Annotated in this window: 19 protein-coding genes; 17 read left to right on the top strand and 2 right to left on the bottom strand. The window is 33.0% G+C overall.

Going from position 1 to position 24,313, the window contains the following annotated elements:
- The first annotated feature begins 7 nt into the window (after positions 1–7).
- The 17 genes from WBG07_RS15185 (at position 8) to WBG07_RS15105 (ending at position 20,759) form a co-directional block, all read left to right on the top strand.
- Complete coding sequence (locus tag WBG07_RS15185) at positions 8–1,045, top strand: alpha/beta hydrolase family protein (protein ID WP_340202391.1); 1,038 nt, start codon at positions 8–10, stop codon at positions 1,043–1,045.
- Between the two features lie 155 nt (positions 1,046–1,200).
- Positions 1,201–2,298, top strand: coding sequence for an acyltransferase family protein (locus WBG07_RS15180; RefSeq protein ID WP_340202389.1), 1,098 nt, complete (start codon positions 1,201–1,203; stop codon positions 2,296–2,298).
- 3 nt (positions 2,299–2,301) lie between these two features.
- On the top strand, positions 2,302–3,333 hold the full coding sequence (locus tag WBG07_RS15175) for an NAD-dependent epimerase (RefSeq protein WP_340202387.1): 1,032 nt from the start codon (positions 2,302–2,304) through the stop codon (positions 3,331–3,333).
- A gap of 168 nt (positions 3,334–3,501) precedes the next feature.
- Positions 3,502–4,500, top strand: a complete 999-nt coding sequence (locus WBG07_RS15170) for an SDR family oxidoreductase (protein ID WP_340202385.1) — start codon at positions 3,502–3,504, stop codon at positions 4,498–4,500.
- A gap of 6 nt (positions 4,501–4,506) precedes the next feature.
- Positions 4,507–5,838, top strand: a complete 1,332-nt coding sequence (locus WBG07_RS15165) for a UDP-glucose dehydrogenase family protein (RefSeq protein ID WP_340202383.1) — start codon at positions 4,507–4,509, stop codon at positions 5,836–5,838.
- Positions 5,831–7,105 (top strand): nucleotide sugar dehydrogenase, encoded by a 1,275-nt coding sequence (locus tag WBG07_RS15160; RefSeq protein ID WP_340202381.1) that lies wholly within the window; start codon positions 5,831–5,833, stop codon positions 7,103–7,105. The genes WBG07_RS15165 and WBG07_RS15160 overlap by 8 nt, the downstream gene beginning before the upstream one ends.
- Before the next feature lie 8 nt (positions 7,106–7,113).
- The gene (murJ, locus tag WBG07_RS15155; RefSeq protein WP_340202379.1) at positions 7,114–8,466 is read left to right on the top strand and encodes a murein biosynthesis integral membrane protein MurJ; all 1,353 of its coding nucleotides are present in this window, start codon (positions 7,114–7,116) and stop codon (positions 8,464–8,466) included.
- A 20-nt stretch (positions 8,467–8,486) separates the two neighbouring features.
- Complete coding sequence (locus tag WBG07_RS15150) at positions 8,487–9,563, top strand: glycosyltransferase family 4 protein (RefSeq protein WP_340202377.1); 1,077 nt, start codon at positions 8,487–8,489, stop codon at positions 9,561–9,563.
- The gene (locus WBG07_RS15145; protein ID WP_340202375.1) at positions 9,560–10,777 is read left to right on the top strand and encodes an O-antigen ligase family protein; all 1,218 of its coding nucleotides are present in this window, start codon (positions 9,560–9,562) and stop codon (positions 10,775–10,777) included. Before WBG07_RS15150 ends, WBG07_RS15145 begins: the two co-directional genes overlap by 4 nt.
- Positions 10,767–12,206 (top strand): MBOAT family O-acyltransferase, encoded by a 1,440-nt coding sequence (locus WBG07_RS15140; RefSeq protein ID WP_340202373.1) that lies wholly within the window; start codon positions 10,767–10,769, stop codon positions 12,204–12,206. Before WBG07_RS15145 ends, WBG07_RS15140 begins: the two co-directional genes overlap by 11 nt.
- A 5-nt stretch (positions 12,207–12,211) precedes the next feature.
- Entirely contained in the window at positions 12,212–13,168 is a 957-nt protein-coding gene (locus WBG07_RS15135; RefSeq protein WP_340202371.1) for a hypothetical protein, read from the top strand.
- The gene (locus tag WBG07_RS15130; RefSeq protein ID WP_340202369.1) at positions 13,165–14,244 is read left to right on the top strand and encodes a glycosyltransferase; all 1,080 of its coding nucleotides are present in this window, start codon (positions 13,165–13,167) and stop codon (positions 14,242–14,244) included. Before WBG07_RS15135 ends, WBG07_RS15130 begins: the two co-directional genes overlap by 4 nt.
- 6 nt (positions 14,245–14,250) lie before the next feature.
- Positions 14,251–15,396: a glycosyltransferase gene (locus WBG07_RS15125; RefSeq protein WP_340202367.1), complete on the top strand. Its 1,146-nt coding sequence runs from the start codon at positions 14,251–14,253 to the stop codon at positions 15,394–15,396.
- Between the two features lie 10 nt (positions 15,397–15,406).
- Positions 15,407–17,305, top strand: a complete 1,899-nt coding sequence (gene asnB / locus WBG07_RS15120) for an asparagine synthase (glutamine-hydrolyzing) (RefSeq protein WP_340202365.1) — start codon at positions 15,407–15,409, stop codon at positions 17,303–17,305.
- Positions 17,306–17,316: 11 nt separating this feature from the next.
- Positions 17,317–18,453, top strand: coding sequence for a glycosyltransferase family 4 protein (locus WBG07_RS15115; RefSeq protein WP_340202363.1), 1,137 nt, complete (start codon positions 17,317–17,319; stop codon positions 18,451–18,453).
- 64 nt (positions 18,454–18,517) lie between these two features.
- Positions 18,518–19,846 (top strand): CoF synthetase, encoded by a 1,329-nt coding sequence (locus tag WBG07_RS15110; RefSeq protein WP_340202361.1) that lies wholly within the window; start codon positions 18,518–18,520, stop codon positions 19,844–19,846.
- A 565-nt stretch (positions 19,847–20,411) separates the two neighbouring features.
- The gene (locus WBG07_RS15105; protein WP_340202360.1) at positions 20,412–20,759 is read left to right on the top strand and encodes a hypothetical protein; all 348 of its coding nucleotides are present in this window, start codon (positions 20,412–20,414) and stop codon (positions 20,757–20,759) included.
- A gap of 90 nt (positions 20,760–20,849) precedes the next feature.
- On the opposite strand, the gene WBG07_RS15100 is transcribed toward WBG07_RS15105, so the two are convergent.
- Together WBG07_RS15100 and WBG07_RS15095 are read right to left on the bottom strand one after the other, a co-directional pair.
- Entirely contained in the window at positions 20,850–21,971 is a 1,122-nt protein-coding gene (locus WBG07_RS15100; RefSeq protein ID WP_340202359.1) for a hypothetical protein, read from the bottom strand.
- Between the two features lie 156 nt (positions 21,972–22,127).
- Positions 22,128–23,831 (bottom strand): MBL fold metallo-hydrolase, encoded by a 1,704-nt coding sequence (locus tag WBG07_RS15095; RefSeq protein ID WP_340202358.1) that lies wholly within the window; start codon positions 23,829–23,831, stop codon positions 22,128–22,130.
- Positions 23,832–24,313 lie beyond the last annotated feature (482 nt).

Below are 24,313 nucleotides of genomic sequence, written 5' to 3'. Positions count from 1 at the left end.
TCAAAAAATGCCATCACTGTTTTTTGCAAAAAAAGTATTTCGGTTACTACTTATTTTAATCTTATTAATAGGTGTATTCTTCTCTGGTATTTATGTGCGCCATAATGAAGAGATTTGGCAAAAAGTTCGTAAACCCTTTAAAAAAATTTACCATTGGAAAAATGCTTTTACAACCGCTAGATGGGGTGATGAATTTAAAGTTATTACTATTAAAACTGATAAAAAGGAAGCCGAAAAAGCATACTTTTATTCCAGTACCTTTCAAAAAAAGAGACCTTTATTAGTAAGTCTACATACTTGGAGTGGTGATTTTTCAGAATACGATGCCTTGGCTGCTCTGGCACAAAAATATAACATAAATTATATTCATCCTGATTTTAAAGGTGCCAATACAACACCTCAAGCCTGCTGTAGTGATGAGGTAATTCAAGCCATAGATGATGCCATAGACTTTGCTGTTAAAAATTCCAATGTTGATACAAATAAAATATACATTACAGGTGCCAGCGGTGGGGGTTACGCCACTTTATGCATGCTTATGAAATCTAAACATCCAATCAGTAAATTTTCTGCGTGGGTTCCAGTTACAGATTTAGAAGCATGGTACCGGGAAAATAAGATTAACAAAGGTAATTTTGCTAATGACATTCTTTTATGCACTAATTCAGGGGAAGAAATTAATCTACAAAAAGCTGTCAAAAGATCTCCATTGTATTGGCCCAGCAGCTCTCCGAATATAAAGAATGCTCAAATCTATCTATATGCGGGAATCTATGATGGAATAACTGGTAGCGTTCCAATTACACATACGATTAATTTTTACAACAAACTTTTAAAAGATCAGGAAGTTGAGCTTTCTTCAGCCTATGTTTCAGACAAGGAAAAAGCGCATTTGTTGGAGAAAAGAACTAAGGTTATGAATTATGGAAGTATTGCGGATCGTGAAATCTTCTTAGAAAAAAAATATCAAAATATACATCTCATCATATTTGAAGGGGGACATGAAATGTTAGCACCTTTTAATATACAAAATCTACTTGAATGAATTTATAAGCTTTCAACCGTTCTTTCCTTTTTGCAGACAAAAGTTAATTAGTGAATTTCAACGGGGATTTTGCCCCGATTAACATAAGAATTTTAAGGAATTCATCCTTTTTTTTCATATTTGCGCTAGTATTCAAAATCAAGTATCAAAACCAGTTGGAAAAACAAGCCCGTCACAGATTATATCATATTGATCTGCTTCGATTTATTGCCGCCCTTTATGTGGTTTTCTATCACTATGGATTTCGTGGTTTTGCAAAAGACGACATGTCTGTAGTGCAATACGAGCCTTTAGAAAGTTTTTCTAAATATGGGTATCTTGGAGTAGACCTGTTTTTCATTATAAGTGGTTTTGTTATTCTCATGTCTGCAAAAAAATCAAATATCGTGGATTTTTGTATTTCCAGATTCAGCAGACTGTATCCTGCTTATTGGGTAGGTATTGCATTAACAACTTTTATAGTAGTTTTTTTTGGTGGTGAAAGATTTAGTGTAACTCCTAGTCAGGTTGCATTCAACATTACCATGCTAAACGGTTTTTTTGAAATTCCATACGTTGACGGCGTATATTGGTCTTTGTTGGTTGAGCTTAAGTTTTATATTCTAATTGGTTTTATCTTACTTTTTAATAAAATAAAATATATCAAAATCTTTGCTTATCTGTTGTTAGGAATCGCAATTTTACAACTAGTATTGCCATTTGGTGATGCACCATTACCTTTAAAAGTTGTTTATTACTTTAGCTTTCCAAGATGGAGTAGTTATTTTATTGCAGGAATGTTTTTCTTCTTAATAAAGTCTGAAAACAAGGTTAAATACTATTTTATCCCCATACTAATATGTTATATAACTTCTGTTCAATATGCCTTTCTTAAGGCAGACCATTACAATGAGATGTATCACGGGATTTTCTCTTACACTACGGTTGCTGTCTTAGTAACAGTTTTTTATATTTTTATGTTCTTAGTGAGCATAAACCAACTACAGTTTTTAAATAAGAAAGCTTTTTTAAGTTTAGGAGTACTCACGTATCCTTTATATCTTATACATCAAAATATTGGTTTTATAGCACTTAATAATTTGCACACCTATTTCAATAAATGGGTATTACTTAGCTTATTAATAATTGTCATGTTGGCTATCTCTTTTATTATCAGTAAGTATATTGAAAAGCCCTTTGGGAATTACATCAGACAATCACTTAAAAAGAATACAACTCTTATTAATTTAAAATCAAAACTTAAACCACAATAAACTATGAAAATACTTGTTACCGGAGCGGCAGGATTCATTGGCTTTTACGTTTCAAAAGTATTAGTTGAAAAAGGCCATGAAGTAGTGGGAATAGATAATATAAATGATTATTATGATATTAATCTCAAGTATGCACGCCTAAAGGAGCTTGGAATTCATCGGGAAGAAGCGGAGACTTTCAATAAACTTTGTCTAAGTTCAACACTTGCAAAAAAGTTTTATTTTGTGCGAATGAACTTGGAAGACCGTGAAGCACTACCAGAATTATTTCAAACACAAAAATTTGATGTAGTTTGTAATCTTGCAGCCCAAGCTGGAGTTCGTTATAGCCTTGAGAACCCTGAAGCTTATATAGACAGTAACATTGTAGGTTTCTTAAATATTCTGGAATGTTGTAGAAATAATGCTATTAAACATCTGGTTTATGCCAGTAGCTCAAGTGTTTATGGTCTTAATGAAAAAATTCCTTTTTCTACCAGCGATAGTGTAGACCATCCTATTAGTTTGTATGCCGCTTCCAAAAAGAGTAATGAATTAATGGCGCATACCTATTCACATTTATTTGATATTCCATCTACTGGGCTTCGGTTTTTCACCGTATATGGTCCCTGGGGAAGACCAGATATGGCAATGTTTCTCTTTACTAAAGCCATCACAGAAGATAGCCCTATTAAAGTGTTTAATTATGGGAAAATGGAACGTGATTTTACCTATATTGATGATATTACCGAAGGCGTTGTAAGGATTATTGAAAAACCTGTAGAAGATAGAAAAAAAGCTGGTAAACTATACAAAGTATACAACATAGGTAATAATGATTCCGTTAAATTGATGGATTTTATTAATGAAATTGAACACAATTTAGGGAAAGAAGCCAAAAAAGACATGATGCCTATTCAGCCTGGTGATGTAGAAAGAACTTGGGCAAACGTAGACGAACTGATAAAAGACTACGATTATCATCCTAATACATCTGTAAAAGAAGGTGTGAAAAAGTTTGTCGCATGGTATCAAGATTTTTATCAGAAAAATTAACCATTGCAATACATTTGTATCAGTTTTTAAAACCTAAAGAAAGAATTTTATTCACACTATAAAAGGCAAATGTGAATTTCATCGTTAATAATGCTTACTTGATATAGATAATTCTATATTTCATATGTTATTAACCATATTTGCCCTTATTTTATCGATAACGAACTAATGAACAAATCAGGACCCAAAGAGATTACGCATCAAAAAGTACTGGTAACAGGCGGTGCTGGCTTTATAGGCTCTAACCTCTGTGAAAAATTACTGGACCTTGAAAATACAGTAATTTGTATGGACAATTTAGCGACAGGAAAGAAAGTCAATATAGAACCATTTTTAAATCATCCATCCTTTACGTTCATAGAAGGTGATATTAGAAATATAGAAGATTGTAAACGCGCTGTAAATAATGTAGATTATGTATTACATCAGGCTGCTTTAGGCTCTGTACCAAGATCTATTAATGATCCTATAACCAGTAACGATGTAAATGTCTCTGGTTTTTTAAATATGTTAATTGCTTCACGTGATGCCGGTGTAAAAAGGTTTGTATATGCAGCAAGCTCTTCTACTTATGGTGATTCAAAAGCATTGCCTAAATTAGAAGATACTATTGGGAAACCGCTATCTCCCTATGCTGTTACCAAATATGTAAATGAATTGTATGCAGATGTATTTAACAAAACCTACGGCTTAAATACTATTGGTTTAAGATATTTTAATGTTTTTGGCAGAAAACAAGATCCTAATGGAGCATATGCAGCAGTTATTCCAAAGTTTGTGTTGCAATTTCTTAATCATGAGTCTCCAGTTATCAACGGTGATGGTAAATTTTCAAGAGATTTTACCTATATAGACAATGTGGTTCAAATGAATCTCAGATGTTTGGCTACAGAAAATGAAGAAGCATTCAATAATGTTTATAATGTAGCGTATGGAGAACGTACAGATTTGAATGAACTCACGCAACTTTTAAAAACATATCTGTCTGCCTATGATCCAGAAATAGAGAATGTACCTATAAAGTATGGGCCTGAACGCAAAGGAGATGTACCTCATTCTCTTGCCTCTGTAGACAAAGCGAAAAAATTATTGGGATATCAACCTGAATTTGATATAAAAACCGGCTTAAAAGAAGCCGTTAAATGGTATTGGACAAATCTAAAATAAGTAAAAATGAATTTGACTGTCATTGGAACCGGATATGTAGGTTTAGTAAGTGGAACTTGTTTTTCTGAAATGGGAAATAGAGTAACCTGTATTGACATTGATGAAAATAAAATAGAAAAACTAAATCAGGGTATTATACCCATTTATGAACCTGGATTAGATAATATGGTAGCCAAGAATGTAAAGCTTGGTAATCTTAAATTCAGCACACAACTAAGTGATGGGCTTGATAAAGCTGATATCGCTTTTATCGCTGTGGGAACTCCTATGGGGCAAGATGGCTCTGCAGACCTTCAATATGTATTGGCAGTCGCAAGACAAATTGGTCGTGAAATGAAACACAGGTTAATTGTTGTTGATAAATCTACAGTGCCTGTAGGTACTGGTGATAAAGTGAGTGCTGTAATTAAAGAAGAACTTGCCAAAAGAAATGAAGATATTGAGTTTCATGTAGTTTCTAATCCTGAATTCCTCAAAGAAGGAGCAGCAATTGGAGATTTCATGAAACCAGATCGTGTTGTGATTGGTGCGGATAATGAATATGCGTTTAAGAAAATGGAAGATCTATATTCGCCTTTTCTTTTAAATACAGGAAGATTTATTGAAATGGATGTAAAATCTGCAGAAATGACTAAATACGTAGCAAATACAATGCTCGCTACCAAGATTTCCTTTATGAATGAGGTATCTAATATTTGTGAATTGGTTGGGGCAGATGTCAATCAGGTTCGTATTGGTATAGGGTCTGATTCACGAATTGGTTATAGTTTTATATATCCTGGCTGTGGCTATGGAGGTTCTTGTTTTCCAAAAGATGTAAAAGCCTTAAAGAAAATAGCAGAAGAAAACGGATATAAAGCAAAAATTATTAGTTCTGTTGAAGAAGTAAATGATGCACAAAAGCTGGTGATTGCTCAAAAGGTAGTTAATAGATTTGGTGAAAACTTAGAAGGAAAAACTTTTGCTATTTGGGGACTTGCATTTAAACCCGAAACAGACGATATGCGCGAAGCACCTGCTATTTATGTGATTAATGAATTGATTAAAAGGGGTGCAAAAGTGAATGCGTATGACCCTAAAGCAATGGAAGAAGCCTCTCATTTTTATTTAAAAGATTTAAATGGAATTAATTATTGTCAATCTAAATACGATACACTCAAAGAAGCAGACGCTATGATACTTCTTACTGAGTGGAAAGAATTTAGGTCTCCTGATTTTGAAGAGTTAAAAACACAGCTCAAACATCCTATCATTTTTGATGGAAGAAATCAATACAGTAGTTTAAATCTGGAAGAAAAAGGTTTTGAATACTTTCAAATAGGTAAAAAAAATGATTAAAATAGCTGTAATTGGCCTTGGTTATGTAGGCTTGCCATTAGCTCGTCTTTTCGCTACTAAATATCCCGTAATTGGTTTTGATATCAGCGAAGGACGTATTATTGAATTAAAAGAGGGTAATGACAGTACTCTGGAAATAACTTCGGGTCTTTTAAAAGAAGTATTAAAACCTTCTCCTCAAATATCTGAAGGACTTTATGTTAGTAATCACATAGAAGACATTATTGATTGTAACTATTATGTAATAACGGTTCCAACACCGGTAGACAAAAATAACAGACCAGACCTTACACCACTTTACAAATCAAGTGAAACGGTTGGAAAGGTGCTCAAGAAAGGGGATATTGTTATTTATGAATCTACTGTTTACCCAGGGGTTACAGAAGATGAGTGCGTTCCTGTATTAGAAAAAGTTAGCGGTCTTAAATTTAATGAAGATTTTTTTGCTGGATATTCCCCGGAAAGAATTAATCCTGGAGATAAATTACATACAGTAGAAAAAATTTTGAAGGTTACTGCTGGATCTACTCCAGAAATTGGAAAAAAAGTAGATGCACTATATGCTTCTGTAATTACAGCAGGTACTCACCTCGCTCCTACTATTAAAGTGGCTGAGGCAGCTAAGGTTATTGAAAATTCACAACGTGATATCAATATCGCCTTCGTAAATGAATTGGCTAAAATATTTAATCTAATGAATATAGATACCCATGCCGTATTGGAAGCAGCAGGTACTAAATGGAACTTTCTTCCATTTAAACCCGGGCTTGTTGGTGGGCATTGTATAGGGGTAGATCCCTACTATTTAGCGCAAAAAGCGCAAGAAATGGGTTATCATCCAGAAATTATTCTAGCCGGAAGAAGAATAAATGACGGCATGGGGAAATTTGTCGCAGAAGAAGTGGTAAAACTCATGCTAAAGAATGATGTGAAGGTAAAAGGTGGAAAACTCTTGATGTTGGGTATTACTTTTAAAGAAAATTGCCCAGACGTTAGAAATACCAAAGTAGTAGATGTAATCTATCAGCTTCAGGATTATGGTATAGATGTAGAAATTTATGATCCTTGGGCAAATAGTGAAGAAGTAGCACATGAATATCAACTTACAACGTATACTTCTTTACCCAAAAATAATTATGAAGCAGTAGTTCTAGCTGTTGCACATAAAGAATTTGGGGAATTAGATTATGATGATATTTTAATTGATAATGGCGTCCTCTATGATGTAAAAGGGATTTTGAAGGACAAAGCCCATAAAACATTATAAAAAAACACATGCCATCACTTAGTATTCAGAAGCTATTGGTTGGCGTAAAAAACGTTTTGCGCAATCCACTCATCAGAAATATGATGATTGTAGGAGGTGCGTCTGTAACCGTAAAACTGGTGGCTTTTTATAAAGAAACACTAGTGGCAGGTACATTTGGTCTCTCAGATGTTTTAGATACTTTTTTTATAGCTATTCTTGTTCCGTCTTTTATTCAAAATGTATTTATAAATGCTCTTAAGAATATTTTTATTCCTAATTACATCATTGAAATTAAAGAAGGAGGAGATAAAGGTCGCTTTCAGGCGGTAGTTTTTCTTATTACCTTTGTTATAGCCCTTTTTTCTGTTCTTATTGCCTATTTATCTACAGACATATTTCTAGATTTAATTTTTCCAGGACATACGGATGCCTATTATTTATTGATTAAAAAACAACTTTTTATACTTTTACCTTGTCTGTTTTTTTGGGGATTTTCTTCGCTAATGAGCGGATTGTTGGATATGGCAAACAGATTTTTATTCTCCACTATTTTTCCAATAATTTCTGCAGTGACCGTAATTATATTTTTGCTCTTCTTTAGAGAAGAACTGGGAGATACCGTTTTAGCAAAAGGAGCCTTAACTGGGGCATTTATTGAATTTGGTTTTCTTTTGGCTATATCACTTAAATTTAAAGACCTTATTATTGGAAAACCTGCCCTTAATAAGAATATTAGGTTTATGCTCCGCCAGCTACCTCCTAAAGTATCCTCGGGCTTTCTTACTGGGCTCAATAATTTTGTAGATCAATTTTTTGCAGCACAACTCGTAGTAGGATCAATTACTGCCATTAATTACGGGGTTAAGATACCAGCCTTTATGGTAAGCATTCTTATTTTGGCATTAGGTAATGTACTGCTGCCTCATTTCTCAAGACTTATTAGCGATAATATTCACAAAGCATATGACCAGCTATTTTACATCTTAAAAATTGTATTTGTGGGGGCTGCTGTAGTAACAGTAGGTGCTTTTATTTTTTCAAATGATATTATTTCTTTATTATTTGAACGCAATGAATTTACATCTGAAGATACACTCATTGTAGGGCGAGTACAACGAATTATCTTTGTATATGTTCCTTTCTATCTCTGCACACTTATTTTAGTAAAGTTTCTTACTAGTATTAATAAGAATAAATTTATGGCATGGACCTCATTACTCAATCTCTTCCTAAATATCATTCTTAATTTTATACTCGTACAAAAATATGACCTCTATGGTTTGGCTATGAGTACTACTATTGTATACATTATTAGTAGTTTTATTTATTTTATTTATACTTATAAACAATACAAATTGACTCTTATTAATACAAATTAAACGTAAAAAACTAAATATCGATGAAAATTGATTTTGTCATAAATTCTTTAGTAGGAGGCGGAGCGGAGAGGGTCATGGTTTTACTGGCTAATTACTTTTCCTCTAAAGGACATGACATTTCTATTATTACCTTTAATGAGCCCGATGATTTTGAGTTAGATCCTCAAGTGAAACGAGTAAAATTACATCAAGGAAACATTAAAAATCATACCATTCGGAGTATTCTAAACCTTACCAAGTATTATACAAAAAGAAAAAACCGTCCGCAGGTAATGATTCCATTCATGACGCATGGTAATTTTATAGGTATTCTGGTAAGCAAGCTTTATGGCATCAAAACTGTTTCATCAGAACACAACAATCACCTAAAGAAAACAGATCAAATAGGAGCCTTCACCAAGAAGTATTTATACAGATTCACAAATGTTTTAACGGTACTAACCGCTTATGATGTTCCTTTCTATAAAAAACACAAGGCAACGGTAGAAGTGATGCCTAATCCCTGTACATTCAAAGCTTTAGACCTTAGGAATCCAGAACGTGAAAAAGTAATTATTGCAGTAGGTGATCTCAATAGGTATCATCACAAAGGGTTTGATAACCTTATACCTCTCATAGCACCCGTTCTTGAAAAGTATCCAAAATGGAAGCTTAAAATGATAGGAGCTGGAAACGAAGGACTCACAATGCTACAAGGACTCACCGCAAAACACGGTATTTCAGATCAGGTTATTTTTACCGGATTTTCTGATAAGGTTGCCGATATAATGAAGGTGTCAGAAATCTTTATACTACCTTCCCGCTTTGAGGGTTTACCAATGGTACTATTAGAAGCAATGTCTCAAGGACTTGCATGTTTGGCATACGACTGTATTACTGGACCTTCTGATATTATTGAAGATAAAATCAGTGGATTGCTTGTAGAAAATCAGAATCCTGATAAAATGGCAGAATTACTTCAAAAATTAATTGATAACGACTCTCTAAGGCAAGAACTAGGGAGTAATGCTATTAAATCATTAGGAAGATTCAGAATTGAAGTAATCTACCAAAAATACATGCATATCTTTACCAACCTATTAAAGATTAATCAATGAGAATTGCAAACATCATATGCTTTCTGATGCCATTTGTGATATCTACTTTTAATGCACAAGTATTCGTAACTGTTTTTGTTTCAAATGCACTAGCACAATTGATTGCTTATGGTAATATAGGCCTTATTCTGTTTGGTATTTCTCTGAATTTAAAAAAGAGCGGTCAGTTCTCCGATACTGCACGTCTCTGGGGTGTTTTCTATGTTGTTTACTACGTACTCGCTATTATAGCAAGTGCATATCACGACAATCCAGCACAGGTGGCCAAAAGCATCATACCTACTATTTATTTTTTTGGGTTTTATGTGTACTTAAGTATCCCAGAAAACAGAGAACTATTTCAAAAGGTCGCAACCGTAGCTTTTGTAGTTTCCTCCATTCTTTGTATTTATTTATTTAAGATCAATTTCAGTATAGACCACGGAGGTATTTATCAATATAGAATAGACCGTGCTGGTGGTGTCTTCGGGGATGCAAATAATGCCGCACTCGTAGCAATTTTATCTTTTATATTTCTTTTTAAAAATTACAATCCCACTACAAAAGCGAAAAAAATAGTAAAAATAGCCTTATTAGCCACTATGGTGTATTGCCTGTTCATTACCTTTTCTACTACAGGCTTTTTTGTTTTTGCCATAAGTATGGTCATGCTAAACCATAAGTTCTTTACTCCTAAGAGAATCTTTTTAGTAATCATACTATTACCCATTTTTTACATAGCCATGATTAATCTAAATTCACTTACTAGTGGCTTAAATTTGACAGAACATCAAAAATTTAAAATTAATAATCTTGTTAACCTTCTCACCCTTAAGACAGATGAAGTAGACAGTTCAGGTAGAGATGATTTACTTGCTAACTTATTAGAATATGTATATGAAAGTCCTTATATGGGTAACGGAGTAGATTTTGCAATTGGGCAAAGAGGTCATAATACCATTATAGGCGTCTGGGCAGATGCAGGAATTCTTGCCTTATTGGTCTTTTTATTTATGTTGTTTATGTATTTTAAAAATGCAATCAAAGCTCCCCCCGGAGTGCGTTTCTTTACAATACCTATTCTTATGGTATTGTGTATTTTTATGTTGAGCCTTCAAAGCGTTATCAATCAACCCTACCTCATTGCATTGTTTGTATATCTGGCATATATTATTGATTCCAGTAATGATCCATATAAATATCGTTATCCTAAAACTGTAGCTAATGTTATTTAATTCGGTTGATTTCGCAATATTTTTGCCTGTAGTCTTTGTGCTTTATTGGTTTGTTACACACAAAAATCTAAAACTACAAAATCTGCTTATTGTTGCTGCCAGTTACTTTTTTTACGGCTGGTGGGATTGGCGTTTCTTAGGTCTTATTTTATTCAGTACTGTTTTAGATTATGGAATTGGAATAGCACTTGCGCGCCAAACCAATACTCAAAAAAGAAAACTACTTCTTACTTCAAGTCTCTTAGTAAATCTTGGCTTTCTTGGCTTTTTTAAATATTACGATTTCTTTTTAGACAATTTTGTAGCCGCTTTTAGCTTTTTTGGTCAAGATATGAGTCCAGAGAGATTAGAAATATTGCTTCCGGTTGGTATCAGTTTTTATACCTTCCAAACACTTAGTTATACCATTGATGTTTATAAAAATAAGCTCACACCTACCAAAAACTTTATAGCCTTCGCTGCTTTTGTTAGCTTTTTTCCACAATTAGTAGCTGGCCCTATTGAAAGAGCCACGAATCTTTTACCACAATTTTATCAAAAACGAAAATTTGACTATTTACTGGCCAAAGATGGATTAAGACAAATATTGTGGGGGCTTACCAAAAAAATTGTAATTGCAGATAATGCAGCATACTATGCAAATTTGATCTTTAACGATCACGAATCCTATTCTGGGAGCACTTTGCTTATGGGAGCTTTCTTTTTCGCATTTCAAATTTATGGTGATTTCAGTGGTTATTCTGATGTCGCCATCGGAACCTCAAGATTGTTTGGGTTTAACCTGATGCAAAACTTTGCTTTTCCCTACTTTTCAAGAGACATTGCAGAGTTCTGGAGAAGATGGCACATTTCTCTTTCCACCTGGTTTAGAGACTATCTATATATCCCTTTAGGAGGTAGCCGAGGTGGACTTGAAATGAAAATTCGCAATACGATGATTATTTTTGTGGTTTCTGGGTTTTGGCATGGTGCTAACTGGACCTATATTATTTGGGGGGCACTTAATGCGATTTATTTTTTACCATTGATGTTACTTGACAGAAACAGAATTCACACAGATGTGGTAGCCAAAGGTAAATACCTTCCAGGAATTCGTGAAATGTTTCAAATGCTGTTAACATTTTTTATCACCCTTATCGCCTGGGTCTTTTTTAGAGCTAAAGATGTAACTACAGCTATAGACTACATTATTCAAATGTTTAGTTCCAACTTTATTTCAATACCAACTGTATTACCCATGAAAGTACTTGCTTTTATTGGTCTCTTATTGATTGTTGAATGGTTGCAGCGTACCAAACAACATGGATTAGAGTTCAAGACAAATACCAAAGTACCATGGTTTGCAAGATGGATACTCTATTTTGGATTAATAAGTCTTATCATCCTCTTTAGTGGAGAGCAACAGCAATTTATTTACTTTCAATTCTGATGCTTATGAAAACATTTTTAATAAGATGCCTATTGTTTTTGCTTGCTTTTCTAGCAATCAATATGTTATTGGCATTTATCTATGAAATACCGGTAAAAAAAGCAATTCTTAATAAAACGCATAAAAACTACTTAAAATGGACAGATGTACATGTTCAAAAAAACACCTATGATCTTATTATTATGGGATCTAGTCGTGCCTACACGGCCTACAACCCAAATATATTAGATAGCATAACGGGACTTAAGAGTTATAATATGGGTACTTCTGCGCAAGATGTTGCAGAAACTTATTATATGCTAAAAGAACTCTTAGCATACCAACAACCCAAGTTTGTTGTGATGGATCTCTTTTTCCCATCAGCAGATACAGAGCACGAATTCTATCAAATATTCTCTAATGCCTCCTTTTTCAACTCCAGTAAACAAAAATTCAATTTGGTGACAAAAGGTTATGGAGCAGAAGGTATTGTAAATTATTTAATTCCCATGGTAGAGCTTAAAAACTATATCAAAAATGATCTATCGTTTATTTTAAAACAAGATAGACCTGAAAAAATAGAAGATCATTGGATAAGGGGATTTCTTTTTGATACTACCATAGTTACGCAAAAGCAAATTGACAAATTCACGCCTATCTCAAATTTTAAGAATACCTCATTTAGCAAAGAACGTTTTGATTCTTATCAAAGAAAAATTCGTACGCTTTTAGAAAAATCTAATTGTAAATTTATTACCATTCGTACCCCATATCCTCCATCGAGAAAAAAGTTAAGTAAATTAACTCAAGAAGGAGATTATTTTGCTTCCTATACCAAAGAAAACGGAATCCCTTTTTATGACTTTAACCGAGTACTCACTGATATAAAAGATAGTGACTTTTCTGATTATCATCATACTAATTATAAAGGGGCTAGAAAAGTAAGTATCGCATTAAGTGAAATTATTCAAAGCGTAGAATGAAACCAACCAAAAAAATTAATATAGTATTTGTACTTCCTTCACTGGTTCCCGGCGGAGCAGAACGGATTATTTCTTTTGTTTCACAGAACTTAAATCCGGAAAGATTCAATTCACAATTGCTTATTGCTGGATTTGAAAAAGATAGCGCTTATGATATTAAAGGAATCAAAGTAACCTATCTCAATAAAACAAGAGTCTTACATGCGATACCAGGCATGTTATTTTTTCTCCTGAAAGCAAAACCGGCGATTGTAGTAAGTTCTATAGCACACCTCAATGCTGCTATGGCTATAATCTCACCTTTTTTTAGAAAAACAAAATTTGTAGGACGTGAAGCAACTGTACTAAGTTTTCGTAAAGGAGAAAAAAAGAAAAAAAGACGGCTATACCCCTCATCACTTATCAAAAACAGCTATAAAAAGTTAGATGCACTTATATGCCAATCTGGCGATATGGCCAAAGACATGGCTGAAAATTATGAAGTCTCACCTAACAAAATACGCATTATAAACAACCCTATTTCAAATCTCCCTCCTTTAAAAGAAAAAAGTACCTCCTTAAATGTCAAAAGATTTATTACGGTTGGTAGGCTAACGGAGGTTAAGGGCCATTTTAGAATACTTTCTATTTTATCTAAGCTAAGAGTTCCTTTCACCTATACAATTATAGGAGATGGTGATTTAAAAAATGACATTTTTATCAAAGCGCAATCACTAGGTATTTTTGATAAAATCAATCATATTCCCTTCACCAAAGAAGTTAATAAATACCTAGCAGAAAATGACCTTTTTTTACAAGGCTCTTATGTAGAAGGCTTTCCAAATGCATTGTTAGAAAGTTGCGTTGTGGGAACTCCAGTAATTGCATTTGACGTTCCTGGCGGTACCAAAGAGATTGTTGAACACAATATTAATGGGTATTTGGTAAAGGATGAAGCAAGTTACCTTACTAATTTGAAGGAAGATAAAGAATGGGATCCTAAACAAATAAGAGATTCTGTATATAAAAAATTCAATGAAGAAAGGATCATTGGTGAGTATCAACAATTGTTTGAAGACCTTATTTATAAACAATAATCTAAGATGGCAGAAAAACCAACGATAAGTATTCTTGATATAAGCCTTACCAGCGGTGGTGCAGAAAAAGTAATTAGTCTTCTGCTCAAAGAACTGGTAAAGGAATATCAGGTAACCTTAGTCTTATTTTATAATGAAATTCATTTTCCTATCCCTGAAGGTGTAGATGTGGTTATTTTTTCTAAGAAAGGGCCGGATAGAAGATTTTATCAAAAAATTATCGAGACCCTTGGGTTTATTTATAAATACCACAAACTTCTTAAACAAAGAAAAATTCAATATGCCGTTTCTTTTCTCGCTTTTCCTAATTTGGTGAATGGAATTGTATCCATATTCAATAAAAGGGTAAAAACGTATGTGAGTGAACGAGGTTTTCCATCAGACAATACCTCTAGTAAACTTTCCCTTTACATTTCAAAAGTGGCCTATCCCCTGCTCTACAACCGTTGTTATAAATTATTCTCTAATTCAGAATATATAAATAAAGATTTAAAACAAAATTTTGGAATTACAATTCCCATGGAAGTAGTATATAACCCAATAGAGTTACCTGAAAAAACAGTAAAGCCAGAATCATTATTAACCATTGAAGGGTCATTAAAAGTTATCAATGTAGGCACGCTCAATCACCGAAAAAATCAGGGAATGATTATCAAAGCCCTACAAAGAATTCCTAAAACTTTTCATCTTACCATTCTGGGTAGAGGGTATTTAGACAAAGAACTGGAACAACAGACAAGAGAAGCGCATTTGGAAAAAAGCATTACGTTTGGAGGGAACGTTAAAAACGTAAATGATTATTTGGTAGCAAGTCATTGTTTTGTACTGTCTTCCCATACTGAAGGATTTCCTAATGCCCTTTTGGAAGGGTTGGCTGCTGGACTTCCCTGCATTTCTACTAACTGCCTTTCCGGACCTCTAGAATTGTTACATGATAATGCAGAGGCAATTATAAATAAAGGTGAATTTTTCAAAGCTCAATATGGGATACTTGTAAGTAATGATGATGATAAAGCCTTGGCAAAAGCACTGGAATATTTACAAAACCACCCTAATGAACGGGTAAGATATAGTAAACTAAGCCTCGAAAGAGCAAAAAACTATGAATTACCCAGCATTTATAACCGATTTAAAGAATTTATACATCGATAAAGAATAAACCATGTGTGGAATTAATGGAATAATTACAATGCAACCCATAGCGGAAGCCCAAATGCATGAACAGCTCAAAGCAATGAATGATTTAATAATTCATCGCGGACCTGATGATGACGGGCAAGTAGCTATTGCTGAAAATGATTTTACTGTTGGAATGGGAATGCGCAGACTAGCCATTATAGACCTTACTTCTGGTAAACAGCCTATGTATTCTGATGATAATGCAATTGTTATTGTTTTTAATGGAGAAATTTATAATTACAGAAAATTAAAATCCCAATTAGAGGCAGCCGGTGTTTCCTTTAAAACTACCAGTGATACCGAAGTAATTCTTAAGCTTTACGAAAAAGAAGGTACAGCAGCTTTTAGCAAGTTAGATGGTATGTTTGGTTTTAGTATTTATGACAGAAGTATCAATAAACTGTTTATAGCAAGAGATTTTTTTGGTGAAAAACCTTTGTATTATACCCAATCACAAAATGGTTTCCTTTGGGCTTCAGAACTAAAATCAATCATAAAACATTTGCCAACAAGACCCCCTATTTCCCCCAAGGGGCTTAATCTTTTTTTTAGGCTCACCTATATTCCCGCACCGCATACAATTTATGAAGGCATTTATAAACTGGAAGCAAATCATTGTATAACCTATGATTTAAATACCCATGCGTTAGAAATTAACCAGATTTGTGAAGAACCTGCTCCAAAAGAGCAATCTATTTCTTTTGGCGATGCAAAAAACAAAGTAAAGGAAATGGTATATGACAGTGTTAACAGCAGATCTGTTTCTGATGTACCCCTAGGAACTTTTCTTTCTGGTGGTGTTGATTCTTCTATTGTTTCCCTTTGTCTCTCGCAAGCCACCAATAAAAAAATAGAAACCTTTTCTATTGGATTTAAAAAAGTACGGTATGATGAAACTGATAAATCGCAATTAGTAGCAAAACTAATTAATAGTAATCATCATGAGTTTGTAATAGATGAAGACGATTTAAAAGACAGTATACATGATATTCTTGTAAATTTTGATGAACCCTTTTCTGATACGGCTGCATTACCAACCCATCTGATCTCACAAAAAACAAGAGAGTATGTAACGGTAGCATTAACAGGAGATGGTGGTGATGAAGTTTTTGGAGGTTATAATAAATACTATATTGGTAAAATGAATAAGAGGTATACCTCTATAATTCCAAAAAATTTACACGGTTTGGTAAAAAAGGCAACTACCCCCCTGCTTGCTACTAAAGATGACAGCCGAGGTAAGCGTTTTAAAATACGTAAGCTCCTTAATACCATAGATTATGACGGTCAGTTTTATTGGGATATTATTTCACTCGCCAATGTAGAATCACAACTAGAAGAAATTTTAAACCCTGCCTTGTTTGATGCTAATTTGTTTGGTGAATACAAAAAGAAATTAAATATTGATAAAGCCACTACCCTCACCCATTTTAGAATGATTGATAGGGTTTTGAGCCTTGAAGGCGGAATGCTACCCAAGGTAGACCGCACTAGTATGATGAATTCACTGGAATGTAGAGCTCCTTTTCTCAATAGAGAACTATGGGAGTTTACTAATACCCTTCCAGAGAGTTATCTCATGAAAGGATGGAATAAAAAACATATTCTTAAAGAAGCCTTTAGAGATCAATTTCCTGAAAATTTTCTGGAAAGAAGCAAAAGCGGTTTTGGGTCTCCTGTAGGTGATTGGTTGCGACAAAGTCTGCGTAAAGAGCTGGAAAGTTATATAGAACCCGCAAGGCTAGAAGCACAACAATTATTCAATATTCCGGTAATTACCCAATTGGTAAAAGACCATTTAAGTAGTAAAAGTGACAATACATTTAGAGTCTGGGCTTTTTATTGTTTCCAGAAATGGTATCAGTTTAATTATCAGGCATAACGCAAGAAATAATGAAAAATAAAACAATTTTGTTACTCGCCTCTTTCGCTAAATCTCTCGTACATTTTAGAGGAGATTTTATCAAAGACCTGATTATAGCAGGTTATGATGTGGTAGCTGCCTCCCCTGATATTGATGATGAGATTAAAGAAGAATTAATTCAATTAGGCGCTAAACCTGTAGAGTTTGAGTTACAACGTGCTGGCTTAAATCCCTTAAAAGATTTAAAAACTATTGCTGAGTTAAAAAAATTAATGAAACGGGAAAAAATAGATATTGTGTTCCCTTATACTATCAAACCTGTAGTATATGGCTCTATTGCCGCCAGAGCACTTAATCTGCCTGTTTTTTCATTAATCACCGGTCTTGGGTATACCTTTAGCGGAATGTCTAAAAAAGCCAGAACGCTACAAAAGGTAACACAAACCATGTATAGATATGCACTAAAATCAAATAATATGGTCATCTTTCAAAATAAAGATGATTACCAATTATTTCTGCATAAAAAGATTCTTTCACCTAATTTTCCAGTAGCCATTGTAAATGGTTCTGGTGTTAATTTAGATAAGTATCCCGGAAGAATTAAAGAAAATGATGGTACTAAAATGGTTTTTGTTTTTGTAGCTCGTTTAATTCGCGAGAAAGGCATTCATCTATTAATTGAGGCTGCAGAAAAATTAAAACCTATCTATCCGCATGCAGAGTTTCATATTCTAGGAGATGTATCAGTAGCTTCTCCATCTGCCATTCATAAAGATACCTTAAAAGACTATCATGATAAAGGGATTGTGGTACATCATGGTAAACAGAATAATATAGAAGACTATCTCACTGCTTCTGATGTTTTTGTACTCCCCACATTTTATAGAGAAGGGGTGCCACGCTCCAGTCTAGAGGCGCTTTCTATTGGAATGCCTATCATTATTACAAATACAGCTGGTTGTAAAGAAACAGTTACTTCTGGTGAAAACGGAATTCTTATAGAACCACGTTCTCTAGAGGCATTGGTAGCAGCCTTAGAATTCTTTTTGAAAAATCCGGTTAAGGTAAAAGAAATGGGAATTAAAAGTCGTAAGCTAGCAGAGACCAAATTTGATGTAAAACTTATTAACGAGCAACTCATTTCTCTTATTGAGCATAATCTCTAGAATTTATGCGATGATTTTGGAAGCTAAAAAAAATCAAATCATGTTTAATATTTAAGATTATAGAATGCGTTTGACACAGAAACTTAGAAAAACTGCTTATTGGAGCCTCGACTTTTTAAAAGGAGCTCCCGTAAGAAAGCATTACCGCCAAGTTTCAAAAGCACTGCAATATCCTACCAACAATAATACTATTGTTCAGCAAAATCAAACAATTAAACAACTCCTGCAGTACACTAGTAATAACATTCCTTATTATCAAAAACTAGTCCATTCTACAAAATTGGAAGACTTTCCGGTAGTAGATAAAAATGACATTAGAAAACAACAAGAACTGTTTCTCTCCCCCCTTTATAAAAAAGACCAATTACATAAACTCACCACAAGTGGTTCTACAGGAACCCCTTTCACGATATACCAAGATGCTAATAAAAAAAACAGGAATGCTGCAGATGTTTTTTTCTTTGCAGAACAAGCCGGGTTTGAAATTGGCAACACCCTTTATTATATGCGGCATTGGACTTTTAACGTTGCCAAAAACAAGTTCCTTGCTTTTTTACAAAACGTGGTGCCAATTGAGACCTCTTATTTAAAGGATAAAGCAATAGAAGACTTACTCACTCAATTAAAAAAAGATACCTCTACAAAAGGCTTTATTGGCTATGCATCCTATTATAACACACTTGTGAACTACATGCAGCGTGCTAAAAAATCTCCAACAAATTATAATATAAAATCAATTATTGCCATCTCCGAAAGTCTTCCTAAAGAAACCAAAGAATTAATGGAATACTTCTTTAATTGCTCTGTAGTTTCGCGTTATTCTAATATGGAAAACGGTATCATAGCCCAACAATTACCAAATAAAGGAGATGATTTCTATATTAATACTGCAAGCTATATCGTAGAAGTACTAGACTTTACTACAAACCTACCCGTTAAAGATGGTAAACCAGGAAAAATTGTAGTCACAGATCTTTTTAATTATGCGATGCCAATGATACGGTATGATACAGGAGATGTTGGCGTACTTGATAAAGACAGAACTGTAGGTAATATAAAACTTACCAGAGTAGATGGAAGAAAAATGGATGTGATTATGAACACAAAAGGAGAAATTCTCTCTTCATTTGTCTCTATGCATGTGATTAAATATCCCGGCATTTTGCAGACCCAAATGATACAGGAAGGTAAGAAGGAATACAAATTTAAACTCTGCATAACTAAAGACTTCAACAGCGAAGAAGCTATTAAAAAAGAATACTTAGATACCTTGGGCAAAGATGCTAGTATTACGTTTGAATATGTAGATGAAATTCCGTTATTACACTCAGGAAAACGTAAAATGATGGTGAACAATTACCTCACTAATCTTGACCCTTCCAATAAAAAGTAAGTGAAAAACAAAGTTTCTAACAAAAAAGTTATTATAAATCAAATCTAAAGGAGTTCGATCTAATTTCAGTTTTATATTTTAATCTTAAATAGGATCTTTTAATTATTAAAGTTGTTGTATATGAGTTACTTATGTTCATTTTCTTTGCTTGTCTAGGGGCGAACGCAAAGAAAAGACACTTTTAAGTTCATATTATATCTGTTTTGTATGAAGGCATTCATGAATCTTCGATTTACAGATGTGTTTTTAGTCGAAAAGACTAAAACGGTATTCATTCTATTAAATTTTAGTTCTTTAAGCTCTATTTTCTTCAAAAGAGTTTATGAATTTACATTTCTCCTCTGAACGGTACCTTAAATTTATACTTTGTAAAATTACTATTAATGTCTCCTAAGAAACTTTCTTTAACAATAGCATACTTCATAAGAAATATATTGATTTTAAAAAAATCAAACTCAATTTCATAGAATATGTGTAAAATTTCATCCTCAATAATTAATACTCCTAAATACCTATATTTACTCAAAATCAAATATTGAAAAAATTATAACTTAACAATTTACAGATGGTAACAGATGCAGCCTATAACCTTATAAACGCCTTACTTTTTTTAATTCCGCAGTGTATTATTATCATTGCCTGTATACTTTATCTTATTAAGAAAATATCTTTAGAAGGAATCCTCCTTTTAACAGGGGCATTGATCGCACTATTGGTTTCTTTATTTTATCAACTTATCTGGCCTTATCTTCTTCAGGAAAATTTTGTAGATGCTGGAAGTACTATGATTTTTTTAATTGTGGGAGGAATTAGTCTTTTAGGTTCGTTATCTTTTGCTATTGGCTTTTATCTAGTCACCCAAAAAGCTTTAAAAAACAACTCTTTTTTTAAGCAAAACTCACCATCAATTTAGTTTTTAACTAAAGAAAGGCATGAGTTTCACATGCCTTTGTTTAGTCCATCTTCTTATTCCCTAAGAACTAAATAATTAAAATATAAAGTTTTAGTTAGGAGATGCATGGCATGAATAACACTGGTATGCCTGTCTAAAGTCTCTAGTTTTAAAGAATTCGTTTAATTCTGGAATCTCACTATTAATTCCGGAGTTTAAATCGTTCACATACGATTTTATTTCTTGCATTTTTTGAAATCTAAGATCTACGGTCTCTTTAAAATCCCATGAATTGTAAAGAACCGTTCTATCATTTAAAATAATATCTTTAACAGTAAATAAGGTGTTTACAAAAAAATTAATCTGTTCAAGTTCCTCGGCAGAGATACTTTCGCTATTGTTAAAAGTGTGATCTAACTTCTTTGTAATTAAATCCAGTATATACACAGGTCCTAATAAACCAATATAATTTATGTCATCTTCTGGGAGTACTTCTGGATTTAATCTGTCAGTAACATTTTTTAAAACAATATTCATTTTTGGATTGTCATACCCATTCAGAGGGTCATTATAGTCATCAAAGAATACTAACGTCATAATAACATTCCATTCAGTGAAAAAAGTAGTATCCTCAATTTCTTCTTGTACATACTGAATTAATAAATCCTGCACTTTTTCTTCATTAAAATAATCTGTATTCTTTAGACGCTCTTGGGTTTGTTTAACTCCTAAATAAAACCCATAGGCTCTATCATTTAAACCATTAATGTCTAAAGCTAAAAGAGAGACCTTTTCTGCAGTCTCCATCATAGCGTTCAGTTCTAAATCCTTAAAATTTTCAGACCTTACCAAAGTTTTAGAAAAAAGTCCTTCAGTGCTGTTTCCCTTGATATCCTCAAAAGTAATAATGCCATCTAAATGAGCTTTAACAACAGCTTGTATAAAAAATGAATAATACATACTTGCTAACCTCATATTTTCTAAATCTACCGAACTTTGATATACGCCATTTTCATACTCTTCCGTATAATCATCGTAACTAGCTTTAAAAGATTTTAATTTTTCAGGGATTTCAGAAATAGTGGCTGCTTTGTTAAAATTTAATGTATTGAAATAGTTGGGTCTTATTTCATTCAAAAATGATAGATTAATTTGGTTTGTAGGCTCAGTTTCATCATTTGACGAACAGGACACTAATGTAATTATTGTTAATAAACAATAGAAGTACTTCATAATAATTGATTTAAAATATATTGGTAACTTATAAACAAGTCTTAATTGACTTAGTAATTAAAATAGTATTCTCGTCCATATAGGTTGAAATAAATATGGAATAAGAATGGAATGTGTAATTTCTATATATGCTGTATTCTTAATAGTTTACTTCTATTAATAATTTGCTACATTTTGAACGTCTTCAATTGTTGTTACGCCTCCATGTAGGCTTATTATTTTTTCTACACTAAGGTTTTTTTCACTAATAAAATTTAGCAAAAATTGAGCTCTAGATTTTAAGGATTGTTTAACTTCTTCCGGAAATGTATTAAATGTCAAATTATTAAAAACATTTTCTAACAGTCCAGAATAGTAGAAATCGGCCTGTATCAGTATCCCTTCATTTGGAAGATATACAATAGTTAAATCTTCAGCATGTGGATTTCCTCCTATGCTTTCCGATTCTAAAAGGTGGATCTCAACAGAACCTCCATCTAAATAGGTAACCCCTTCCACTTCATTAATCTTTACAGAATTACTTGAAGTACTTAATAAATCCGGGACCAACGAATGTGTTTGATTCAATACAAAATTGGTGAATTCTACACCTCCCTTACCAACATATATATCTGAAGTTTTGGACGCAAATGTCCTTATCCCTTCAAAGTGTGTATTGTGCATGTGAGATGGAATAATCCCCACAATAGGTTCTCCTGGAAATTCATTAGCAACCACATTTAAAACGCTTTTTGCCCATTTCTCACCTAAAGGTGTATCAACTATTAATACTCCAGAATCAGTTCTTATAGCTACTGGCCAAATAGTAACATCTGGTCTCCCTATTATTTTTATATCCTCACTAACATATTGGCTTCCTATATTAAATTGAGATAAATCTACATCTTCAAGTGCCAACGCTATATTTATAGATTGATCCATAGGCAACGCTTGATAGAATAATCGATAATACCATTGCGAAAAATAAATTCCATTTTTGCCTTCAATGAGATTATAAATAGTAGGAGTAGCAGTTTCAATATTAAAAAAATCTTGCGGAAAGTCTGGATTTATAATTACGTTAGAAATAGTTTCATTTCTAATCTCATTATTGTTAATTAAATGGCTTAATTTTTTAGGAAATTGAAAGTCTCCTGTGTTTTCCCAATCACTATATGTAATTTGAAATAAAATATCTCCGTACAAATAATCTGATTCTTTCACCACTGCTTTAGTAGGGTAAAATGTTTCTGGATCAATAAAAATTTCTATAGCTAATCCTTCTATTTCAGTAGGTAATTGAAATGAATTACTAGTTGTTTTTTGGGAAAGGTCATACTCTTCCATTAATTCTTTTAAAAGTTCTAAAGGATTACTCATCTTTTGAACTTTTAGTACCGCTTCTATCCTACTTGCATGCATACCAACCGCACTCTGGTTACCAGAATAAATAGATACTAAATTATATTCGCCAGAGATACTTCCTTCAAAATTATCTATTATTAAGGTATTTCCAGAACCTTTGTACGCAAACGGATAATTATAATTAATAAAATCGTGTTCTAGCTTTACCTTTCTTTCAGATAGCACTTTAGAGACCTCTAATTGATAATTAGAGTCATTAATTGGAGATTCAATATGTGGAATATCTTGGCCATATTCGTAAGAGCTTCCCTCTATAGTAAAAGAAATAGTGTTTAATTCTTTTATGGCATCTATACCACCTAATGTTTCTACCACCTGTTTTAAAGATACTTCACCAGATGCTGAATCTACTTCTGAATTATCTGAGTTACAAGCTAAAAAACCTGCTAAAGTTAGCAGCAAAAATAAGCGTGGTAATTTTTTGATTTTTTTTCTGTGAAAAAATAGTTTTGTCATTTTATAATTTATTTAGTTAGTAATTTTCAAAAACAATAAACCGCACTTCCTGAGAGGAAACAGCTGTTTTTTATAAAAGGAATGATTTTTATATAGAAATAAATTGTATTTCTTTAGAAAGAAAACAATAGGACTAAATGTATATGATACTTGTTATTTTTAAACGAATCGTTGAGTTTGTTTTCTGGACATACTCAATAAATGTTTCTATGAAAACTTAAGATGTAAAGTTGATTAGTTGATAAAGCTCGCGCATCTTGGCTTACAATAGCTGCCATTTGATCAGAACCTTTAACTTTGGCTTTATTTTATTTCTTAAAACCTGAAAATTTAGTCTTTCCAGATCGTTAAATTTGAGCTTTTGCTACTCTTGCATTTATAGAACCTGAATTTGTCAATAATACAAGTATTCAGAACTAATCACATAAATACAGATAATATAATTATGTAAAACGTATCTATAAAATTATAAATGCTTTAAG

The organism is Ascidiimonas meishanensis (assembly GCF_037782385.1).
GTDB classification, from domain to species: Bacteria; Bacteroidota; Bacteroidia; order Flavobacteriales; family Flavobacteriaceae; genus Ascidiimonas; species Ascidiimonas meishanensis.
The sequence above is the reverse complement of the archived record's forward strand: the minus strand, read 5'-3'. Positions and strand labels throughout refer to the sequence as shown.

Bases quoted from the DNA above. Each gene is read 5' to 3' on its own strand.
- WBG07_RS15185 (WP_340202391.1), top strand. From the start codon at position 8: ATGCCATCACTGTTTTTTGCAAAAAAAGTATTTCGGTTACTACTTATT.
- WBG07_RS15175 (WP_340202387.1), top strand. From the start codon at position 2,302: ATGAAAATACTTGTTACCGGAGCGGCAGGATTCATTGGCTTTTACGTT.
- WBG07_RS15170 (WP_340202385.1), top strand. From the start codon at position 3,502: ATGAACAAATCAGGACCCAAAGAGATTACGCATCAAAAAGTACTGGTA.
- WBG07_RS15165 (WP_340202383.1), top strand. From the start codon at position 4,507: ATGAATTTGACTGTCATTGGAACCGGATATGTAGGTTTAGTAAGTGGA.
- WBG07_RS15160 (WP_340202381.1), top strand. From the start codon at position 5,831: ATGATTAAAATAGCTGTAATTGGCCTTGGTTATGTAGGCTTGCCATTA.
- murJ (WP_340202379.1), top strand. From the start codon at position 7,114: ATGCCATCACTTAGTATTCAGAAGCTATTGGTTGGCGTAAAAAACGTT.
- WBG07_RS15150 (WP_340202377.1), top strand. From the start codon at position 8,487: ATGAAAATTGATTTTGTCATAAATTCTTTAGTAGGAGGCGGAGCGGAG.
- WBG07_RS15145 (WP_340202375.1), top strand. From the start codon at position 9,560: ATGAGAATTGCAAACATCATATGCTTTCTGATGCCATTTGTGATATCT.
- WBG07_RS15140 (WP_340202373.1), top strand. From the start codon at position 10,767: ATGTTATTTAATTCGGTTGATTTCGCAATATTTTTGCCTGTAGTCTTT.
- WBG07_RS15135 (WP_340202371.1), top strand. From the start codon at position 12,212: ATGAAAACATTTTTAATAAGATGCCTATTGTTTTTGCTTGCTTTTCTA.
- WBG07_RS15130 (WP_340202369.1), top strand. From the start codon at position 13,165: ATGAAACCAACCAAAAAAATTAATATAGTATTTGTACTTCCTTCACTG.
- WBG07_RS15125 (WP_340202367.1), top strand. From the start codon at position 14,251: ATGGCAGAAAAACCAACGATAAGTATTCTTGATATAAGCCTTACCAGC.
- asnB (WP_340202365.1), top strand. From the start codon at position 15,407: ATGTGTGGAATTAATGGAATAATTACAATGCAACCCATAGCGGAAGCC.
- WBG07_RS15115 (WP_340202363.1), top strand. From the start codon at position 17,317: ATGAAAAATAAAACAATTTTGTTACTCGCCTCTTTCGCTAAATCTCTC.
- WBG07_RS15110 (WP_340202361.1), top strand. From the start codon at position 18,518: ATGCGTTTGACACAGAAACTTAGAAAAACTGCTTATTGGAGCCTCGAC.
- WBG07_RS15105 (WP_340202360.1), top strand. From the start codon at position 20,412: ATGGTAACAGATGCAGCCTATAACCTTATAAACGCCTTACTTTTTTTA.
- WBG07_RS15100 (WP_340202359.1), bottom strand. From the start codon at position 21,971: ATGAAGTACTTCTATTGTTTATTAACAATAATTACATTAGTGTCCTGT.
- WBG07_RS15095 (WP_340202358.1), bottom strand. From the start codon at position 23,831: ATGACAAAACTATTTTTTCACAGAAAAAAAATCAAAAAATTACCACGC.